This is a genomic window from Facklamia sp. P12950 (assembly GCF_050409465.1).
In the GTDB taxonomy this organism is placed as follows: Bacteria; Bacillota; Bacilli; order Lactobacillales; family Aerococcaceae; genus Facklamia.
Map to the genome: position 1 here is coordinate 66,229 of NZ_JBNUPK010000003.1, position 17,622 is coordinate 83,850.

At 35.8% G+C, this 17,622-nt stretch carries 19 protein-coding genes and 1 riboswitch; all 19 genes read left to right on the top strand.

What is annotated here, in order from left to right:
- The first annotated feature begins 71 nt into the window (after nucleotides 1-71).
- Nucleotides 72-1,079, top strand: a complete 1,008-nt coding sequence (locus ACQV2Q_RS03635) for a lipoate--protein ligase (protein ID WP_428873063.1) — start codon at nucleotides 72-74, stop codon at nucleotides 1,077-1,079.
- 145 nt (nucleotides 1,080-1,224) lie between these two features.
- The gene (cysS, locus tag ACQV2Q_RS03640; protein ID WP_428873064.1) at nucleotides 1,225-2,655 is read left to right on the top strand and encodes a cysteine--tRNA ligase; all 1,431 of its coding nucleotides are present in this window, start codon (nucleotides 1,225-1,227) and stop codon (nucleotides 2,653-2,655) included.
- Between the two features lie 2 nt (nucleotides 2,656-2,657).
- A complete protein-coding gene (locus tag ACQV2Q_RS03645; RefSeq protein WP_428873065.1) occupies nucleotides 2,658-3,074 on the top strand; it encodes a Mini-ribonuclease 3 in 417 nt (138 codons plus the stop codon).
- 2 nt (nucleotides 3,075-3,076) lie between these two features.
- Entirely contained in the window at nucleotides 3,077-3,907 is an 831-nt protein-coding gene (rlmB, locus tag ACQV2Q_RS03650; protein WP_428873066.1) for a 23S rRNA (guanosine(2251)-2'-O)-methyltransferase RlmB, read from the top strand.
- A gap of 8 nt (nucleotides 3,908-3,915) precedes the next feature.
- Entirely contained in the window at nucleotides 3,916-4,458 is a 543-nt protein-coding gene (locus ACQV2Q_RS03655; RefSeq protein ID WP_428873067.1) for an NYN domain-containing protein, read from the top strand.
- Between the two features lie 12 nt (nucleotides 4,459-4,470).
- The gene (locus ACQV2Q_RS03660; protein WP_428873068.1) at nucleotides 4,471-5,076 is read left to right on the top strand and encodes a sigma-70 family RNA polymerase sigma factor; all 606 of its coding nucleotides are present in this window, start codon (nucleotides 4,471-4,473) and stop codon (nucleotides 5,074-5,076) included.
- 207 nt (nucleotides 5,077-5,283) lie between these two features.
- Nucleotides 5,284-5,808, top strand: coding sequence for a QueT transporter family protein (locus tag ACQV2Q_RS03665; protein WP_428873069.1), 525 nt, complete (start codon nucleotides 5,284-5,286; stop codon nucleotides 5,806-5,808).
- A gap of 137 nt (nucleotides 5,809-5,945) precedes the next feature.
- Nucleotides 5,946-6,045, top strand: a riboswitch (TPP riboswitch).
- A gap of 47 nt (nucleotides 6,046-6,092) precedes the next feature.
- Entirely contained in the window at nucleotides 6,093-6,647 is a 555-nt protein-coding gene (gene thiT, locus ACQV2Q_RS03670; RefSeq protein WP_428881942.1) for an energy-coupled thiamine transporter ThiT, read from the top strand.
- Nucleotides 6,648-6,868: 221 nt separating this feature from the next.
- Entirely contained in the window at nucleotides 6,869-7,600 is a 732-nt protein-coding gene (locus tag ACQV2Q_RS03675) for a methionine ABC transporter ATP-binding protein (protein ID WP_428873071.1), read from the top strand.
- 1 nt (nucleotide 7,601) lies between these two features.
- Entirely contained in the window at nucleotides 7,602-8,291 is a 690-nt protein-coding gene (locus tag ACQV2Q_RS03680; RefSeq protein WP_428873072.1) for a methionine ABC transporter permease, read from the top strand.
- Nucleotides 8,292-8,304: 13 nt separating this feature from the next.
- Nucleotides 8,305-9,201, top strand: a complete 897-nt coding sequence (locus tag ACQV2Q_RS03685) for a MetQ/NlpA family ABC transporter substrate-binding protein (RefSeq protein ID WP_428873073.1) — start codon at nucleotides 8,305-8,307, stop codon at nucleotides 9,199-9,201.
- A 143-nt stretch (nucleotides 9,202-9,344) separates the two neighbouring features.
- On the top strand, nucleotides 9,345-10,661 hold the full coding sequence (gene brnQ / locus ACQV2Q_RS03690) for a branched-chain amino acid transport system II carrier protein (RefSeq protein WP_428875067.1): 1,317 nt from the start codon (nucleotides 9,345-9,347) through the stop codon (nucleotides 10,659-10,661).
- A gap of 575 nt (nucleotides 10,662-11,236) precedes the next feature.
- Complete coding sequence (locus ACQV2Q_RS03695; RefSeq protein WP_428873075.1) at nucleotides 11,237-12,757, top strand: ABC transporter substrate-binding protein; 1,521 nt, start codon at nucleotides 11,237-11,239, stop codon at nucleotides 12,755-12,757.
- Nucleotides 12,758-12,820: 63 nt separating this feature from the next.
- On the top strand, nucleotides 12,821-13,750 hold the full coding sequence (locus ACQV2Q_RS03700; protein ID WP_428873076.1) for an ABC transporter permease: 930 nt from the start codon (nucleotides 12,821-12,823) through the stop codon (nucleotides 13,748-13,750).
- Nucleotides 13,751-13,762: 12 nt separating this feature from the next.
- The gene (gene nikC / locus ACQV2Q_RS03705; protein WP_428881943.1) at nucleotides 13,763-14,740 is read left to right on the top strand and encodes a nickel transporter permease; all 978 of its coding nucleotides are present in this window, start codon (nucleotides 13,763-13,765) and stop codon (nucleotides 14,738-14,740) included.
- Between the two features lie 11 nt (nucleotides 14,741-14,751).
- Nucleotides 14,752-15,735, top strand: a complete 984-nt coding sequence (locus ACQV2Q_RS03710) for an ABC transporter ATP-binding protein (protein ID WP_428873078.1) — start codon at nucleotides 14,752-14,754, stop codon at nucleotides 15,733-15,735.
- Nucleotides 15,728-16,747 (top strand): ABC transporter ATP-binding protein, encoded by a 1,020-nt coding sequence (locus tag ACQV2Q_RS03715; RefSeq protein ID WP_428875065.1) that lies wholly within the window; start codon nucleotides 15,728-15,730, stop codon nucleotides 16,745-16,747. Before ACQV2Q_RS03710 ends, ACQV2Q_RS03715 begins: the two co-directional genes overlap by 8 nt.
- 302 nt (nucleotides 16,748-17,049) lie before the next feature.
- The gene (locus tag ACQV2Q_RS03720; protein ID WP_428881945.1) at nucleotides 17,050-17,364 is read left to right on the top strand and encodes a DUF6442 family protein; all 315 of its coding nucleotides are present in this window, start codon (nucleotides 17,050-17,052) and stop codon (nucleotides 17,362-17,364) included.
- Nucleotides 17,357-17,578 carry a helix-turn-helix transcriptional regulator gene (locus ACQV2Q_RS03725; RefSeq protein ID WP_090289833.1) on the top strand — a complete coding sequence of 74 codons (222 nt, stop codon included), beginning with the start codon at nucleotides 17,357-17,359 and terminating at the stop codon, nucleotides 17,576-17,578. The genes ACQV2Q_RS03720 and ACQV2Q_RS03725 overlap by 8 nt, the downstream gene beginning before the upstream one ends.
- Nucleotides 17,579-17,622: the final 44 nt, after the last annotated feature.

The window sequence follows — 17,622 nt, forward strand, 5'->3', positions numbered from 1 at the left end:
GAGAGCTTTTTCTTGAGCTTTAAATAATGGAATGTCATAATAAATATGCACAAATTTGAAGGAGGCTACTTATGTATTTCGTAGATAATGAAAATAACTATGATGCGAGTGTCAATATTGCTTTGGAAACTTATTTAGTAGAGAATCGCTTAGTCGATGAGCCAATTTTACTTTTCTACATTAATGAACCTTCGATTATTATTGGCCGTAATCAAAACACTTTTGAAGAAATTAATCAAGCTTATGTTGATGAACATAATATTCGAGTAGTTCGCCGTATGTCAGGTGGGGGAGCCGTTTACCATGATTTAGGAAACTTCTCATTCTGCTTTATCAAAGATGATGATGGAACATTTAGAGATTTTAAAGCATTTACTCAACCCGTCATTGATGCTTTACATAAGATGGGAGCCACTTCAGCTGAATTGTTAGGCCGAAATGATTTACTAGTAGATGGCAAGAAGTTCTCTGGTAATGCAATGTATGCTAAACGTGGGCGTATGACAGCTCATGGAACGATTTTATTCGATTCTGATTTAGACGAAGTCAATAATGCATTAAAACCAAACAAAGCAAAGTTTGAATCTAAAGGTGTCAAGTCAGTACGCTCACGGGTGACAAACTTAAAGCCTTACGTGGATGATAAGTATAAAGAGTTAACTACTGAGCAATTCAGAGACCTTGTCTTATTAGAAATCTTTAATGTTGAAAAACGCGAAGATGTTAAAGAATATCATTTGACAAAAGAAGACTGGGAAAAGGTTTATCAAATTCGTGAAGAGCGTTTTGGTAATTGGGATTGGAACTACGGTCACTCACCAAAATTTGATATTCAAGCCTCTCACAAATTCCCTTTCGGTTTTGTAGATATGCGCTTCAACATTAAAGATGCCATGATTACCGATACCAAAATTTATGGTGATTTCTTTGGACTTGGTGAAATTGAAGATGTAGAAAATGCTATAACTGGCGTTAAATTTGAACGTCAAAGTATTTTAAAGGCCCTAGAAAATATGGATCTTAAAAAATATTTAGGAAATGTTGAAGCAGAAGAGCTTGTTGAAATGATTTTCTCATAAAAGTGCAATAAATTATTGGCCGGAAATATTTCCGGCTTTTTTAATTCTTTATGGACTCATTAAATGCCAATATATTTATTCGAAAGTAAGTGCTAGTAATGATATAATAAGCCTCAAGTTTAATGATAGAAAGAGGGTTCATAAGATGGCTATTCAATTATTTAATACCTTAACACGTCAAAAGGAAAACTTTATTCCCCTAGAAGAAGGAAAAGTGAGCTTTTATCTTTGTGGGCCAACAGTATATAACTATATTCATATTGGTAATGCACGTTCTGCTGTTGCTTTTGATACTATTCGTCGTTATTTAGAGTATCGCGGTTATGAAGTGAATTTTGTCAGTAACTTTACTGATGTGGATGATAAAATTATTAAGGCAGCTGAAAAGGAAGGATTAACAGCCAAAGAGCTTTCTGATAAGTATATTGCTGCCTATAAAGAAGATATGCGTGCGATTAATGTTAAGCCCGCCAGCAATAACCCGCGTGTTATGGAAAATATCCCAGAAATCATTGATTTTATTAAAGTTTTAATCGATAAGGGCTATGCTTATGAAAGCCAAGGAGACGTCTATTATCGGACAGCTAAATTTGAGAAGTATGGCCAATTATCGGACCAGTCTATCAGCGATTTGCGTGATGGCGCTAGTCAACGAATTACTGATGAAGAGAGTGAAAAAAAGGAAAATGCGATTGATTTTGCTTTATGGAAGGCAGCTGGAAAAAGTGCGGTTTCTTGGGAATCGCCATGGAGTAAAGGTAGACCCGGATGGCATATTGAGTGCTCGGTAATGGCTACGAAATACTTGGGTGAAACGATTGATATTCATGGGGGTGGTCAAGACTTACAGTTTCCTCATCATGAAAATGAAATCGCTCAGTCCGAAGCCCATTCTGATTATTCTCATCCATTTGCTAAATATTGGTTACATAATGGGTTTGTAACTATGGGATCCAATGGAGAGAAAATGTCGAAATCATTAGGTAATTTTGTGCTTCTAAGGGATATTATTAAAGAATACGATCCAATGGTTATACGCTATCTTTTAGCTAGTGTGCAATACCGTCGTCCTATCCGTTATGATGCTAATGCCATCGCTACTGCAAGTCGTGAAGTTGAACGTTTGAAAGAACTGATGGATCGCTTAGCCTATCGAATGGATCATTTAGGAAGTGGACAAGCTAGTCTTGATAGAGAACAGGAAGTAAGAGAAGCAATCAAAGAAGGCGTGGATGCTTTTAATCAAGCGATGGAAGATGACTTCAATACGGCTAATGCTTTATCAGCTATTTTTGAAATGAGTAAGCAAATTCATCGCTATCTTGATCAAGAAGCTGTGGCGCTTCAATTGTTAAAAGAAATCAATCAATTGATGTATCAACTTTTAGGGATCTTCGGTTTGGAATTAAATTCGACAGAAGTCCTTGATAGCGAAATTGAAAATTTAATTGAGGAAAGAAATCAAGCGCGTAAAGAGAAAAACTTTCAAAGAGCGGATGAAATTCGTGATTGGTTGAAAGAGCAAAATATTTTATTAGATGATACTCCGCAAGGAACAAGGTGGAAAAGAGGATAAAAGTGACAAATGAAAATACACCAGATAAGTATTCTTTGCTAAATGGCGCAGCCTTAGCCTATGTAGGAGATGCTGTTTTTGAAGTAGAGATACGCAAGCATGTGATTGAATTAGGAAAAACGCATCCCAATAAATTGCACAAAGCCGCCATCAAATATGTTTCGGCTAAGGGGCAAGCGAAAGTGATGCATCATTGGATTCAGCAAGACGATTTCTTAACAGCTGAAGAAATTCAAATCTATAAACGTGGGCGCAATCATAAGGCCAATACAAAAGCTAAAAATGCTTCGATCGGTGATTACCGTCAAGCTAGCGGATTTGAGGCATTATTGGGTTGGCTTAAATTAAGTGGACAAGAAGAGCGTTGCTATCATTTAATTCAACTAGCGATTCAATATATTAATGAAGAAGGAGCCTAATAATGAGAAAGAAAAATCATACAGCGGATTTTCATAAGAAAAAACGCTCCAATATAAATTCTTTCAAAGAGCCTTTGGTAGACTCAAAAGCTTTTGAAAATAGTGAATCGATCTACGGTAAACATGCTGTTCAAGCTTATTTAGAAACAAAAAAGCAAGTTAATAAATTATTTATTCAAATAGGGATTGCAGGAGAAGTAATATCTAGTATAATAAAAATGGCTAAAATTAAAGGAATTGTATTCCAGGAAGTGCCAAAGTCGAAGCTAGATGAAATGGTTGATGGTGAAAATCATCAAGGTGTTGTTCTAACTATTCCTCCTTTTGATTACGCTGAACTAGAAGATGCTCTTCAGTTAGCAGCTTCAAGAGGAGAGGATCCTTTTATTCTTATTTTAGATGGGATTGTCGATCCACATAACTTGGGCTCTATTCTAAGAACGGCAGACGCTACAGGCGTTCATGGGGTGATAATCCCTAAAAGACGTTCAGTTGGATTAACCAATGTAGTTGCAAAAATATCTACTGGAGCCATTGAACATGTTCCAGTGATCCGAGTAGCTAACATTAAACAGGTTATGGATCAGTTAAAAGAAAAGGGAATATGGATCTTTGCGACGGATATGGCTGGAGAAGATATGCGTCAGTGGGATTCACATGGACCAATTGCATTAGTAATTGGTAATGAAGGTCAAGGGGTTTCTGAACTTGTAAAAAAATCAGCAGATGGAATCGTTACTATTCCGATGGTTGGGCATGTGCAAAGTCTGAATGCATCTGTTGCAAGTGCAGTCTTGATGTATGAAGTAGCACGCCACCGTATTGGAAAGTAGGGATTATCATGCGATATAAACGTCAGGAAATTTTATTTGTTGACGGTTATAACATGATTGGTGCATGGCCAGAACTTACCCAACTTAAAAAAATGGACCAGTTAAATCAAGCGCGCGATCAATTATTATTTGAGCTTTCAGAATATCGAAAATACCGAGACCTCAAAATTATCGTTGTCTTTGATGCACAATTTGTTCCCGGAATAACACAAATTTATGAACACTATCAAGTCGAAGTTGTTTTTACACAAGAAGGGGAAACAGCTGATTCCTATATTGAAAGAGAAGTAGCTCATTGGATTTCTCCTCTTAATCGTGTGGTAGTTGCGACAAGCGATATGGCAGAGCAATGGCTAATTTTTCAAAAAGGTGCCATGCGAATGTCTGCTAATGAGCTTTATATGCAGTTACAATTTAATAAAAGACAAGTTCGACAAACAGTTGAAGACCACTATTCACAGTTAATCAGGCGGCGGAGCCCTTGGAAGCTTGACCAATTGAAGCTATTAGATGATCTAAGATTTCGCTTAGATGATGACAAGAATGAATAATGGAGAGATGAAATGAACGAGTTTGACCATTTGACCAATGAAATGTTGATTATGCGCTTGAAAGAAAATATCGCTGATGAGTTTTCATTTATGTTACTAGTTGAACGTTTTATTCCCCTCTTAAAAAAATTTGCTTATCAAATGCCAGTGGATGGCTATGAACCAGAAGACATTATTCAAGAAGGAGTTATCCTGATGTATCGGGTAATTCAACATTATGATCCTGCTTATGGTGGTTATTTTGCCCCTTATTTTCAAAGATCATTGTATAATTACCTGATTAATTTACTCCGTCGCAATTCCAAAGAAGCTCAGACCATTCGCTTTGGAATGGACGCTGAACGCGATCAGCTTGAAATTGGTGATAGTATTAGTCATAAGAGCTTAAGCTATGACTATCAATTAGCAACTACTCCCGAATTACAAGTTATTGTCAATGAAGAAAAAGAACGTTATCTTGCTAAGCTAAGTCTTTTTGAAAGACAGATTATCTTCTGTTATAGTGATTTATCAATGAAACCAAGAGAAATTGCTGAGTATTTAGGCATTGATAAAAATCGAGTCAAAAATGCTTTGAGACGAGCAAAAGATAAGTTAAGAGATATTATCGCTGAATAGAAACTACTAATAATTTATCCAAGAATTAGTCGAAAATAGACCGATTCTTGGCTTTTTTATTAGGAATCTGAGTCTTTACTTGTGCAATCTACTTATGATATACTACGGTCTGTTCTTTATGAACACTATGATTCTTCGGTGGATCAAGCCGCCCTCAGTCCTTTGGTCATAGTAATTACTAGAGCCTGCTCTATAAAGGAGACTAATATGAAAAAAAAATATACTACTAATGATTTAACGCGAATAGCATTAGTTGCTGCTTGCTACATTGTGTTGACTTTGATAATTTCCCCTCTTTCCTTTGGATTGGGAATTCGTATCAGTGAGGGATTGAATTTTTTAGCCCTTTATAATAAACGTTATATTTTAGGAGTTACTTTAGGCGTTTTTATTGTCAATTATTTTTCTTACGGTATTTGGGATATGATCATTGGCTCGCTCACTAGCTTTATTTTTTTACATTTAGCTTGCTCTATCATTGAAAAACTATTTCCTTTAATTGATAGTAAGAAAGATGAAATTAATAAGTCGCTGTTTTTCAAATATTTAATTATTGGCCTATCCATGACTATATCGATGGTTAATATTGCCTTGTTAGTTGTTTTTTTAGGAGCTCCTTGGGAAACTTTTATAACCCGACTTGTAAGTATGATGGTTAGTGAAGGCTTATCTCTATTGGCTGGAGGAATAATTATCTATTTTATCAGTGAGCGAATCGATTTAAGACGCTAAGTGATAGATTATTAGAAGCAATCATCAATTTATATTTCAAAAACGGTCAAGAAATATTAGCTTTTTTAAAATGAAAATTGAAAAGAATTAATTTACAAGCAAACATTTGAATGCTAAAATAATGGCAGTTAAATAATCGTAAAGTAAAGGGGAGCCTTGAAGCTGAGAGTGGACTTGTTCCAGACCCTTGAACCTGATCACGGTCAAACGTGCGTAGGAATTACTTTGAAATAGGGACTTTATGCCTTTTCTCTTTACTTTGCAAAAATGTAAGGAGTTTTTTTATGGGAAAGAATAAAAATGTTTTACTTCTAGTAGAAGCAGCTATTTTTGCTGCTATCGCAGTGGTCCTGTCTTTATTACCGACAAATTTCGGTGCTTCATTAACGATTTCTTTAGGCATGGTACCATTGACAATTTTATCCTTAAAACGAGGATTTAAATGGGGGCTGTTTTGCGGCTTTCTATGGGGTTTGCTACATTTCCCCCTAGGGAATGTATATTTTTTAAGCGTTAGTCAGGTATTAATTGAATACCTCCTTGCTTTTGCTTTTGGTGGTTTTGCGGGCTTAATGTCTGAGCGTTTTTATCAGTCTGAAAATAAAGCTTGGCCTTTAATTTTAGCAACTTTCATTGGAACATTTGCACGTTTCTTCTGGCACTTTGTCGCTGGCTATATTTATTGGGGATCTTATGCACCTGAAGGGATGTCACCCTTAGTCTTCTCATTTATCATGAATGGAGCGAGTGCCTTATTAACATCTTTTGCTTCGGCAATCATTCTAATCCTAGTCTATCAAGCAGCCCCTCGTTTATTCGATCGTGAGCTATATAGATAATAAGTTTATATTTAAAGTAGTGAATATTTCTCCACTACTTTTTTTGTGCACATTTTTAAATTAAATTTAAACCAATCACAATAAAAAGTTAAATAAAAGCATTTATACTAACGTTTCAGTTTATATTTTCACAATACCTTTTAATCTTCATTTAATGTGAAATATCAAAAAGTTATGTTATAATGCTCTTATGACTTGTGGCAGAAAGGTGGTGATTGTTTGTGATCGAATTATTTGATGTTGCTAAACATTACTATTTGAATAATAAACAAGTTAAAGCGGTTGATGGTGTTTCCCTAACGATCCAAAATAAGGAAATTTTTGGTTTGGTAGGAGAAAGTGGTGCTGGAAAATCGACTCTTTTAAGGTTTATTAATCTTTTAGAAAAACCAGATAAAGGAAAGGTATTAATTGATGGACAAGATCTATTGCAACTCAGCAAGGAAGAACTGCGACTCCATCGTAAGTCTGTAGGTATGATTTTTCAGCATTTTAATTTATTGAATAATAAAACAGTTGGTGAAAATATCACCTTACCCCTTAAATTGTTTAAATATTCAAATGCCCTGTCTCTTGATTCTGTTCTTGATTTTGTTGGTCTAGCTGATAAAAAAGATCAATATCCTGGTCAGTTGTCGGGGGGGCAAAAACAAAGAGTTGGTATTGCAAGAGCGTTAATTACTAAACCAAAAATTTTGCTTTGTGATGAGCCGACCTCTGCTTTGGATGTCATGCGAACGAATGAAATTGTTCAAATATTAAAAGCAGCACATCAACAATTCGACATGACAATTATAGTGGTGACCCATGAATTGGGTTTTGTAAGGCAACTTTGCGACAGAGTGGCAATTATGGAAAAAGGTGGTTTAATAGATATAGTTGATAATTTGACCGACCGTGACCAAGAACTAGTAGGAAGTTATTATGATAAAGTGAAGGAGGTCCTAAGCTAAGATGTTGGAAGAAATAATAGTGCGCGTCATTGAATATTGGCCAAAATTATGGGAAAGTCTTCAAGAAACAAGTATTATGCTTTTTTTCTCCTCAGCAGCAGCTATTTTGTTAGGTCTTCCTTTAGGTACTCTTTTATTTTTGACTAGTCCGGGTCAGCGAATGGGTAAAGCAAGAAAGGATTATTTTTTGAATTCTAGCTTAAACCTATTTGTAAATATTGTTCGTTCTTTTCCTTTTTTGTTACTTGTTGTCGCAATGCAACCCCTTATTCGAATGGTTTATGGGCGAGCAACTGGCGATCCGATTGCAGCATCCTTTCCGATGATGTTGATTGCCATTGCCCTTTATGCTCGCTTCGTGGAACAGTCTTTGCATGACATTCCTAAAGGCGTGGTGGAATTAGCTGATTCCCTTGGAGCGAATACTTGGGAGTTAGTCACTCAATTTCTATTTGTTGAAGCACGGTCATCTTTAATTATTGGATTTACCACTGCTTTTGTATCCTTTCTATCTTATTCGACCATTATGGGGGTAGTTGGCGGCGGTGGGATAGGAGATTTTGCTATCCGATATGGTTACCAGAGGTATGAAACGGATATCATGTATTTTGCGATTATTCTAATCATAATCATTGTTCAAATTCTACAATGGTTAGGTTTAAAAATTGCGCGTAAGTTAGATAAGAGATAATAGGAGGAATTAGATGTTTAATAAAAATTTATTTAAGAGCTTTGTTACTTTTGCATCAGTGTCACTAGCTTTAAGCGGTCTACTATCCGTTTCGGCACAAGAAGATAATGTATTAAAGATTGCTTCTCATATGCCACCGATGACTGATATCGTTGAAATTGCAGCGGATGTAATTGAAGAGCCTTACTCTATTGAATTAGTAGAGGTTTCTGATAATATTCAATACAATGAAGCAGTGTTTAATGATGAAGCTTTTGGAAGTTTTGCACAACACCTTCCATTTATGGAAATGTTCAATGAAGAGCGTGAAGCAGATTTAGTAGCCATTCAACCAGTATATAACGCTGTTGTTGGGTTCTATTCACCTGTTTATGAGTCAATGGAAGATATCGAAGAGGGCGCAGAAGTGGCTATTCCTTCAGATCCAACAAATGAGGCACGTGCATTATTCGTCCTTGAACAAAATGACTTAATTGAATTAGATGATGAAGCAGGTCTTTTCCCGACAGTAGATGACATTACTGAAAATCCTTATAACTTCGAGTTTACAAGTGTTGACTTATTAAACTTAACAGGTGCTTATGAGGATGGCGTTGAATTAGTTTTCAACTACCCAACTTATATTGCTTCAATTGATTTAAAACCTGAAGATGCTTTGTTCTTAGAAAAAGATGATGAAAATACTTTTGCTATTATTCTTTCAGTTCGTGAAGGAAATAAAGATAGTGAAGCAGCTAAGGCATTACAAAAAGCTTTCTCATCTCCTGAAGTACGTGAATTTGTCGATAAATTAGCGGAAGAAGGACACTTAGAACCAGCTTTTGATTCTAAAGACAATGAAGACGATGAAGACGATCAGAATGAAGAAGCATCTGATGATCAAGATGATTCTTCAGAAGAAGCAGAATAATAGAAAAAGTAAAAGCTGGCTAATGGCCAGCTTTTTTGATTGTATAAATGAATTCGTTTACTTAATTTTTATTAGAAATTCCTCTTGAAATCCTCATGCAATTTTAATAAAATAAACCTACTTTATTTTCTGGAGGGATTAGTATGAAGAAGAAAGATCTATTAGCTATTGGTTTTATGTTATTTGCCATGTTTTTTGGAGCAGGTAACTTAATCTTTCCAGTTGCTCTCGGCCACGAAGCAGGTCAGAGTTTATTACCAGCTATTTTAGGTTTCATCATTACCGGCGTCGGGTTGCCATTATTGTCGATGATTGTTGGCTCAAGTTTAAAAGGCGGTTATTTTAATGCTTTGAGTAAAATTAACTCTGTCTTTGCGATTGTTTTATTAACTTGTAACTATTTAATCATAGGGCCCTTGTTTGCTATTCCGCGGACGGCCACAACTACTTATGAGATGTCCGCTCTTCCATATATATCTAACGCTAATGGGATTACTTTAGCCCTATTTACCTTCGTCTTTTTTGGCCTTGTTTTGTGGATTTCATTAAATAAGAATTCGATAGTTGATGCGATTGGCAAGTGGCTGACGCCAGCTTTGTTAATTTCCTTAGTCATTTTTCTAGTAAGATCCTATTTCCTTTATCGAACAAATGAACCTTCTGCTCCGATGAAAATAGCATATCAAAACAATCCTTTGGCTGAAGGTTTTGTTAAGGGTTATGCTACTATGGACACACTTGCCACATTAGCCTTTGCTATTGTTGTTAAAAGTGCTTTTGAAACAAAAGGTGTCTTTGATCAAAAAACACTATTAAAAGAAGGAAGCAAGGCTTCATTAATTGCAGCAAGCTTATTGGGACTTTTCTACTTTGGTCTAGCATGGGTTGGTAATCATATTAGTCTAACAGAGGCTCTGCCTGAAGGTCAAAATCTTGGAACTTTTCTATTACAGACTATAGCAAATAATGCTATGGGGCAATCCGGTGTTGCTTTGTTAGGAATTATTGTCTTTTTAGCTTGTTTAACCACCGCTTGTGGCCTAGTAGCAGCAATTAGTCAGTTTTTTCATGATCTATACCCTAAGATTTCCTATCAAAATCATGTTATCATAATGACTGCTGTGTCATGGTTAATGGCCAATCAAGGATTGGATCAAATTATAGCGACTAGTGGTCCTGTTTTAGAGATAATTTATCCTGTCACTATGTCTCTTATTTTCCTTGTCATCTTACATAAAGTGCGACCACTTAACAGAATGCAATTTTTATTACCTCTACTGTTCGTCTTATTAGTTAGCTTTTTTTCTGTTCTATTGAACGCTAAAGTCATCGAGTGGAAGTGGCTTGTAGATATGCCCCTAGTAAAAATTGGCTTTGCATGGATTCCAACTCTCGTCCTTGGAACTTTAGTCAGTGTTATTTTTGTCGACCGTTCCCAAAGCTTAGACTTTACTGTCTAAAGAAATTAAAGCATTAGCCTAATAAAATTTTTAATAATTTATTTTCAAATTAACATTTCAATAAAGTGATATAAAAATGCTGGACTTAGATCCAGTATTTTTTTATTGAATTTTTTGATCTAGAGAATGCACAATCTATAATTACTTAATTCATTGAAATAAAGTCGTTCTTATCCAATAAAGATTGTGAAGAAAATCAAAGAAAAGAAACTATTTAAATGAATAATATGCTCAACAAAAAAATGAAGGTCGTTCATATTTATTTATTCACAATATAAATAAAATATTAACCAAAAATTAACTAAAAAATTTCACTAAATAAATCAATAAATTTTTTGATAGTTACTCATATTATATTTTAGAGCAAAATAAAAATTTTAAAAGATAGCTGTATGTCAATAAAGAAAGCGTTGACAAACAAACAGGTAAAAGGTAGACTGAAAATATGAATCCGCTTGCAACGGAATGAATATTTATGGAAGGAGGATAATGGGTAAGTTATTGTTATCTGGTCTTTGTGAAAAACTTCACTTTTAAGAGAGTTGATTTTTCAAATAAATAAAGGAGCAATTATAATGAAAAGAAAATTAGGATTATTTACGTTATTGTTAATGGGCGTATTTTTATTAGTAGGCTGTTCTGGTGGAGGAAGTGGAGAAACTTTAACAGTTGCTGTATCTGGGGATGCAATTTCACTCGATCCGATTGCCACCAATGATAACCAGTCCAGTCATGTTATGACTCAAATATATGAGGGATTAGTTAAAATCAATGATGAGGGTAAGGCAGAACCTAGCTTGGCTGAAAGTTTTGATCAACCTGATGAAACAACATACGTTTTTAAATTAAAACAAGGAATCAAATTCCATAACGGAGAAGAATTAAAGGCATCTGACGTTGTTTTTTCTCTAAAACGTGCGATTGAAGCACCAAACGTGAAGCACTTATTCGAAACAATCGATATTGACTCTGTAAAAGCTACTGATGACTATACAGTAGAATTTAAACAAACTGAGCCGTTTTCTGGTATTTTAGCTGCTTTATGCCACCCAGGTGCATATATCGTAAATGAAAAAGCAGTAAACGAAGCAGGTAATGATTACGCACGTAATCCTGTAGGAACTAACGCTGTGAAATTTGTTAAGTGGACCAAGGCAGATTCTGTTGAAATGGAACGTTTTGATGATTACCATGGGGAAAAAACTGAATACAAGAATTTAATTTTCCGTGTAATCCCTGAACCAAGTAACCGTGTGATTGAGTTGGAATCTGGTGGGGTAGATATTGCTTATGACATCTCAGCAATTGATCTTGAGAAGGTTGAAAACAATGATAAATTACAATTATTGAAATCTTTTGACTATGGGACAACTTATTTAGGATTTAATATTGCTAAAGAACCATTTAATGATCCAAAAGTTCGTGAAGCGATTTCTTATGCAATTGACATTGATTCGATCGTTAAAGCTGTATTTAAAGGATTAGGTCAAACAGCTACAGGTGTAATGTCACCTACGTTAGCTTATTCTATCTCTGATGAATATGAGCCACGTGCACGCGACGTTGAAAAAGCGAAAGAATTACTAGAAGAAGCTGGTTTCCCAGATGGCTTTGAAACTTCTATTTCAACTAATGAAAACAAAGACCGGATTGATATGGCAACTGCTATGAAGGAACAATTATCAGAAGTAGGTATTGATGTTTCAATAAACGTATTAGAATGGTCAGCATTTAACGAGTTAATTAAGAATGGTAAACACGATATGTTTGAAATTGCATGGACAGCAGATTCTCCAGACCCAGATACTTTCTTATATCCATGCTTCCACTCTTCAGCTAAAGGTGAAGGTGGTAACTACATCTATCTTGAAGATGATGAGTTAGATAAGATGTTAGAAGAAGCCCGTTTCTCTCAAGATGATGAGGAGCGTGCAGACCTTTACCGTCAAGCACAAGAACATTTAATGGATATCACAGCTTGGATTCCAGAGCACAATAAAGAATTGACAGTGGGTGCTCAAAAAGATGTTAAAAATATTAAACTTTCTCCATTTGGATGGTATCAATTAGCGCCGGTAACTAAGGGAGAAAAATAGTTCATTGTATTCTAGAGGAGATGGAAACATCTCCTCTATCTAAAGAAGAGGGTGCGTTAAAACATGCTAAAATATATATTAAAAAGGCTACTGTATTTAATTCCTGTCATTTTAGGCGTCTCTTTTATTGTATTTGCTTTGCTTTATATCACTCCAGGAGATCCTGCACGAAATGCTTTAGGACCTTCTGCTTCTGAGGCAGCAGTTAAGGCTTTAAGACTAGAAATGGGATTAGAAGATCCGTTCTTAGTACAATTTGGTCGTTACATTAAGAATGTATTTACTAAATTAGATTTAGGAACTTCCTATATTACTAAGTCTTCAGTTGCAGCTGAGATTTTTAACCGAGCAGGTGCTACAATAAAATTAGCATTTCTTTCCATTTCTTTTGCTGTTCTATTAGGTATTCCAATTGGAATTATCTGTGCGATTAAACAGTATTCTATTTTTGATAATATCGCTATGGTTTTTGCTTTAATTGGTATTTCAATGCCAGTATTCTGGTTAGGACTTTTACTTATTATGTTATTCTCTGTTAGACTAGGCTGGTTCCCATCATCAGGATTTTCAATGCCATCTCAGATGGTTCTTCCTGCTGTTGCCTTGGGATCCCAGTCCGTTTCGGTTATTACGCGGATGACTCGATCTTCAATGCTGGAAGTTATTCGACAAGACTATATTCAAACAGCAAAAGCCAAGGGTCAGCGGCAAAATGTTGTCGTTTGGAAGCATGCGCTTGGAAACGCCTTGATTCCAATCATTACAATTGTCGGTACTCAGTTTGGTCAGCTTATGGGGGGAGCCTTAATGACAGAGGTAATCTTCTCAATTCCTGGTATTGGTCGTTTGATGGTTGACTCCATCAAGATGCGTGATATGCCGATGGTTCTGGGATGTGTTCTCTTTGTGGCGGTAACCTTTAGTATTGTTAACTTAATTGTGGATATCCTATATACCTATGTTGACCCACGAATTAAGACAAAATATGTGTAAGGGGGTATCAACATGGAAAATCCTAAATTAAACTCTGAAAAAGATGAAGTAGCTGAATTAGACCGTAATCAGATAGTTAGCGGAATGGAAGAAGAGCATTCAGTTGTAAAGGACCATTATCTGAAAGAGCAAGAACATAAGCGTGGTCGCTTCCGTGGTCTGCAAGACATTTGGATTCGTATGAAACGTAATAAATTGGCAATGGTGGGTCTCTTTATTATTGGACTTTTGGTATTAGTGGCTATTTTTGCAGATCAGATTGCTCCTTATGGTTTTGCTGAACAAAACCTACAAAATCAATTTGCACCACCAAGTTCAGAACATCTATTTGGAACAGATGATTTGGGTCGTGATATTTTTTCTAGGGTTATTTATGGATCAAGAATTTCCCTAAAAGTTGGATTTATTTCGGTATCGATTTCACTGATTATTGGTGTAGCGATTGGAGCAGTGACAGGTTATTATGGTGGTCGAGTAGATAATATGCTTATGCGCTTTATTGATATTCTACAATCGATACCAGATATTCTATTAGCGATTGCTATTATGGCAGCTTTAGGGCCCGGATTGGCAAACCTTATGATTGCTGTGGGGATTGCAGCTATTCCCGGTTATGCGCGTTTAGTACGCTCCTCTGTGCTTTCTATTCGTGATATGGAATTTGTGGAAGCAGCTAAAGCAAATGGTTCGAGTGATTTTAGAATTATCTTAAAACATATCATTCCAAACTGTATGGCACCGATTATTGTTCAAGCGACCCTCGGGGTTGCCTATGCAATTATTAATGCTGCTGGTTTAAGTTTTATCGGTTTAGGATTAGAGCCACCAACACCAGAGTGGGGAGCTATGTTATCAGGTGGTCGTTCTTATATTCGAGATGCTGTACATATGACCCTCTTCCCAGGACTGGCTATTGTTACAACGATTTTTGCATTAAATGTCTTAGGGGATGGTCTGCGTGATGCACTCGATCCTAAGCTGAAGCGCTAGGGGGAAAGATTATGGTGGAATTATTAGACTTACGAAATGTTAGTGTACAATATGAGACAGATTCAGGAACTGTATACGCAGTTAATAATTTGAATCTGTCAATCGGTAAGAAAGAGACCTTGGGGTTAGTTGGAGAAACTGGTGCAGGAAAAACAACAACGGCTTTAGCTATTATGCAATTAATTCAAGATCCTCCTGGTAAGATTACCTCAGGTGAAATCTTACTTGAAGATCAAGACTTAATGAATGTTAAAGAAAAGGATATGTTCAATATCCGAGGCAATAAAATTTCGATGATTTTCCAAGATCCAATGACTTCATTAAATCCGATAATGACCGTTGGAGATCAAATTAAGGAAGTTATCGAACTCCATCAAGATCTTACTAAAGAAGAAACCGTTGCAAAAGCAGAAGAAATGTTAGAGTTAGTTGGAATCCGTAAAGAAAGATTGAATGACTATCCACATCAATTCTCTGGTGGTATGAAGCAGCGGGTGGTTATTGCGATGGCTCTTGCATGTAATCCGGAATTAATTATTGCCGATGAACCGACAACGGCTCTCGATGTAACCATTCAAGCACAAGTACTAGAATTAATGAAAGATTTAAAAGATAAATACGATACATCAATGATTTTAATCACTCACGATTTAGGTGTAGTCGCTGAAATTTGCGACTATGTATCGGTTATTTATGCCGGTACGATTGTGGAACATGCTTCTGTTGAGAGTTTATATGAAGAACCACTGCATCCTTATACGCGAGGTTTGTTTGATTCCATTCCAAGTGCCGATGAAGATGTGGATAAATTAAAAGTCATTTCTGGCTCAACACCGGACCCTTCGGATTTACCGTCAGGCTGTCGCTTCCATCCAAGATGTAAACATTGCATGGAAATTTGTAAGTATAAATTTCCAGAATATCGTGAAGTAAAACCTGGTCACTATGTAGCTTGTCATTTATATAACCAGGAAGGGGGAGAAAACCTTGACTAACAATAATCAAGAAGCATTGATTAGTGTGCGTAATCTTAAAAAATATTTCCCCACTAAAGCCGGTGATTTAAAAGCGGTTGATAATATTAGTTTTGATATTAAAAAAGGTGAGACTTTGGGTCTAGTGGGTGAGTCTGGTTGTGGAAAGTCTACGGCAGGACGTGCCATTATTCGTTTACATGAACCAACGGCCGGTGAGATTTACCTTGAAGGTAAGAACATTATGGAATACAAGGGCTTGAAAGAAATGCGCTTGATGCGTCAAGAGATGCAAATAGTTTTTCAAGACCCTTACTCTTCTCTTAATCCAAGGATGTCCACTTTTGACTTAATAGCTGAGCCCTTACGTGTTAATAAATTGACAAGAAACCAGGCTGAATTAGAGCAAAAAGTGTATAAAATGATGGAGACGGTAGGTCTAGCTAGACGGTTAGCTGGTTCATTCCCACATGAATTAGATGGCGGACGGCGTCAAAGAATTGGTATTGCTAGGGCACTTATTCTTCAACCGAAGTTTCTTGTTTTAGATGAACCGGTTTCTGCCTTGGATGTTTCCATTCAGGCTCAAATCTTAAACTTGATGGATCAACTGCAAGAGGAATTTGGTCTGACTTATCTCTTTATTTCACATGACTTATCAGTTGTTCGGCATATTTCTGACCGGATAGCTGTTATGTATCTTGGTCAGATCGTGGAATTAGGTACTTATGATCGGATTTTTGAAAATCCATTACATCCTTATACGAGAGCTTTACTTTCAGCTATTCCGATTCCAAAAGTTGGAGTTAAACGAGAGCGGATTTTCTTAGAAGGAGATGTACCAAGTCCGGTGAACCCTCCAGAGGGTTGTCGTTTTGCTGGTAGATGTAAACACTGTATGGAGATTTGTAAGACAACTCCAGTTGAACTCAGAGAAGTTGAACCGGGTCACTTTGTGGCATGTCACTTATACAATGATATTAAATTTGCACAGTCGGTAGAATTTCCTGAAGAACAGATGAAATTGATTTAAATTAATATCCCTTCTAAAACACCTCTGTACTAGGTAGTTAGAAGGGATTTTTATAATGATTTTATTTCATTAAGCAATAGTTGATTTGTTTCTTTTGGAAATTACCTTTCATATAAGCGTAGTTAAAAGCTTTATTCTCATAAAAGCTTTCTAAGTCAGAGGATTTATGCGAAGGAGATGTTTGAGCCAATCAATTCATAGTTTTTTTCGTAATTATTGAAGATAATAAATTTTTATCTTGACAAGTTAACTTTGCAAATATACAATTTAAGAAAAGTAAACATGGCAAAGGGGAGATAAACTTGGAAAAAGATGATTTTTTAAAGCTGGCTCAAAAGGAAAAAAAAGATGAGGGAGAGATTTTTGTTAATGATAAATCGAGCGTTTGGATTTCGAGGGCATTAATTGGTATCGCTGCATTTATTTCCGCTATTAAAGAATCGCAGAATCTCCCTTTTTTGGATATTCTTGCCATGCTGTGTCTTTCAATTGGGGTAGGAGAATTATATAAATACTTTGCAAGGAAAGAAATAAAATATTTATTTTTGTTTGTCCTATTGTTTACAGTGGGATTAGTTGCAATAGTGTTTTTTTTAAAGGATCTTTATTATGGATGAAAAGTTAAAACTAAAGAATAATCTAAAAGGTTTACGAAAAGAATTAAAACTAACTCAAGAAGAATTGGCAAAAATGGTTGGAGTATCTCGAAATACTATTTCCTCAATAGAAACAGGTCAGTATAACCCAACTGCAAAATTGGCCTATTTACTATGTTTAGCACTCGATAAGAAATTTGAAGAAATTTTTTATCTATCTACTGGAGATAATTAATACGATATTTTAATCAAAATTTATTCTTAACTAAGATTTTATAG